Raw genomic sequence first — 3,103 nt, forward strand, 5'->3', positions numbered from 1 at the left:
GTGGGGCTGGAGCGAGGCCAAGCACGCTTTCGAATGGCTGTTCTGGGCCGGGCGCATCACCACCGCCTACCGGCGAGGATTCGAGCGCTATTACGACCTGCCCGAGCGGGTTCTGCCGCAGGCCATCCTCGACCTGCCGGTGCCCTCGGTCGAGGACGCGCATCGCCAATTGCTGCGCATTTCCGCCCGCGCCCATGGCATCGCAACCTATGGCGATCTGCGTGACTATTTCCGCCTGGCGCCTGGCGATACGAGAGCCAGAATCGAGGAACTGGTCGAGATGGGCGAACTGCTGCCGGTGAAGGTCGAAGGCTGGGACAAGCCCGCCTATCTCCACAAGGACGCCCGCTTTCCGCGCCGCATGGAGGCCCGCGCCCTGCTCGCGCCCTTCGATCCGGTGGTATTCGAACGCACCCGGACGGAAAAACTCTTCGGCTTCCGCTACCGCATCGAGATCTACACGCCAGCCGAGAAGCGCCAGTACGGCTACTACGTGCTGCCTTTCCTGCTCGGCGACCGGATCGTTGCCCGGGTCGATTTGAGAGCTGACCGGCCGGCCGGCGTGCTGCGCGTCCATGCGGCTTTTGCCGAAGCCGGCGCTCCCGCCGAAACGGCCGCACAGCTCTTCGATGAGTTGAAACAGATGCAGGCATGGCTCGGCTTGGAAACCATCGAGGTGACGCCGGCCGGCGACCTTGGGCCGGCGTTGGCCGACATTTCGGTGTCGTAGCCGCGCGTTGACATGCCAGCACCTCTAAGCCTAAATCCGCCGCAGACGGTCTCCTCCCGGCAAGGGGAGGAGCCAAGAGGGAATGCGGTGCGGGAAAACCCAAATCCGCGGCTGTCCCCGCAACTGTGAGCGACGAGCCTCAGCCGAAAACCACTGGGATGTTTCCCGGGAAGGCGGCGTAAGGCGACGACCCGCGAGCCAGGAGACCTGCCGTCTGAGACATGAGAATCCGATCGCTCGGCGGGTTTTCCGGGCAAGGAGCCTGGTTTTGGATCGCAACGTCAGTTTTCCGGCTAATACCGCGGACATTTCGTCCGAACCCCGCGACGCGCTATCGGAAGTGACCGTCATCGTCTGCTCCTCCTGCCGCGATGAGACCGGTTCGGACGCGCATCCGCGCGCCGGCGCCCTCCTTGCCGAAGACGCGCGCCGCGCCGCGCCGGACGAGAAAATCCGCATCCGCATCGTCGAGTGTCTCGGCAATTGCAAACGCCGCCTGAGCGCGGCGCTGCTGCGCGACGGCTGCTGGAGCTATGTCTTCGGTGACCTGGAAACGACCAGCGGCGCCGACCTCGTCACCGGCGCAAAGCTCTTTGCCACCTCGACCGACGGCCTCATCCCCTGGCGAGGCCGGCCCGATTCCCTCAAGCGCGGCCTGGTTGCCCGCATCCCTCCCCTCGACCTGCTGAAGGACTGACATGACCGCATCCCTCTCCCGTGTTCCCTGCACTGTCGTCACCGGCTTTCTCGGCGCCGGCAAGACCACGCTGATCCGCAACCTGCTCGAAAACGCCAAGGGCAAGCGGCTGGCGATCATCGTCAACGAATTCGGCGATGTTGGCATCGACGGCGAGATCCTGAAAGGCTGCGGCATCGACACCTGCCCAGAGGAAAATATCGTCGAGCTCGCCAATGGCTGCATCTGCTGCACCGTCGCCGACGATTTCGTGCCGGCGCTCGACCAGATCCTGTCGCGCACGCCGAAGGTCGACCACATCCTGATCGAAACCTCCGGCCTCGCTTTGCCGAAGCCGCTCGTCCAGGCCTTCCAGTGGCCGACGGTGAAGAGCCGCGTCACGGTCGATGGCGTCATCGCGGTGGTGGACGGTCCGGCGCTGGCCGACGGCCGCGTCGCCTCCGACCTAGACGCCCTGCAGGCGCAGCGCGCCGCCGACGATTCCCTCGACCACGATGATCCGGTCGAAGAGGTGTTCGAGGACCAGATCGCCTGCGCCGACCTCATCATCCTGTCGAAGAGCGATCTGATGGACGCGGCGGGCTCAGTCCGCGCCAATGCCGTTATCGGCGAGCACGTGGCGCGCGCGGTCAAGGTCGTGCCGACCGCACAGGGCAAGGTCGACCCGTCGGTGCTGCTCGGTCTTGGCCTCGCCGTCGAGGACGACGTCGAGAACCGCAAGACCCATCACGATGACGAGCTCGACCATGAGCATGACGATTTCGACTCCTTCGTCCTCGATATCCCGTCCATCGCCAGTCCGGATGAGCTGGCAAAGCGCGTCGCTCTCGCCGCCGAGCAGGAAAACGTTCTGCGCGTCAAAGGCTTTGTCGAGGTGGGCGGCAAGCCGATGCGGCTGCTGCTCCAAGCCGTCGGCCCGCGCGTCAATCACTATTACGACCGCGCCTGGACGCCGGACGACGACCGCCGATCGCGGCTCGTCGTCATCGGCCTCAAGGGGCTGAACCGCCCGGCGATCGAGCGTATCCTCGCCGGCTGAGGCAAGACCGAACCGCGATGCACATCCTCACCACGACATCCGCCTCGCTCGACGATCTCGCCGAGCCGATCGACCTCAGGCAGACGCCTGCGGATGTCGTGGCCCTGTCCTTCACCGACAGCGATCTCGCCGGCCTCGCCGCTGCGTGGAAGGCCGACGCCGCGCGGCTGCCGTCGATGCGGCTGGCAGCACTTCGCGATCTCCGCCATCCGATGTCGGTGGACCTCTGGATCGACAGCGTTGCCCGTCACGCCAAGGTGGTCCTCGTCCGCATCCTGGGCGGCTACGACTGGTGGCGCTATGGCTCCGACCAGCTCGCCGCGGTCGCACGCGAGCGCGGCATCAAGCTGGCGCTGCTGCCGGGCGAAAGCCATGACGAGGACCAGCGGCTGATCGAAGCCTCGACCCTGCCGCGCGCCGAACTCGACGCCCTGCTCGGCTATTTCCGCGAAGGCGGCCCGGCGAACATGAGCGCGCTGGTGCAAAGACTGGCAAGGCTCGCCGGGTCGGATACGGCCGTGGCCGAGCCGGTGAGCGTGCCGAAGGCGGGGTACTATCAACCAGGAATCGGAGTTGTCGCGAAATCAGTCTTCTTGAACGTCGGCGATCCGTCACACCTCCCTCTGTCCGGCAGGAG

General features: G+C 66.0%; 3 protein-coding genes, 1 pseudogene and 1 riboswitch. All 4 genes and pseudogenes read left to right on the forward strand.

Going from position 1 to position 3,103, the window contains the following annotated elements:
- On the forward strand, positions 1 to 730 hold a 730-nt coding region (locus EOA49_RS31175), incomplete at its 5' end, for a crosslink repair DNA glycosylase YcaQ family protein (RefSeq protein ID WP_164749363.1).
- Positions 731 to 759: 29 nt separating this feature from the next.
- A riboswitch (cobalamin riboswitch) is annotated at positions 760 to 960 on the forward strand.
- Positions 961 to 998: 38 nt separating this feature from the next.
- Positions 999 to 1,427: a DUF1636 family protein gene (locus EOA49_RS31180; RefSeq protein ID WP_127243568.1), complete on the forward strand. Its 429-nt coding sequence runs from the start codon at positions 999 to 1,001 to the stop codon at positions 1,425 to 1,427.
- A gap of 1 nt (position 1,428) precedes the next feature.
- Complete coding sequence (gene cobW, locus EOA49_RS31185) at positions 1,429 to 2,466, forward strand: cobalamin biosynthesis protein CobW (protein WP_127242225.1); 1,038 nt, start codon at positions 1,429 to 1,431, stop codon at positions 2,464 to 2,466.
- Positions 2,467 to 2,483: 17 nt separating this feature from the next.
- A pseudogene (locus tag EOA49_RS31190) lies at positions 2,484 to 3,103 on the forward strand (cobaltochelatase subunit CobN); the annotation flags it as partial.

Source organism: Mesorhizobium sp. M1A.F.Ca.IN.020.04.1.1, from assembly GCF_003997315.1.
Lineage (GTDB): Bacteria > Pseudomonadota > Alphaproteobacteria > Rhizobiales > Rhizobiaceae > Mesorhizobium.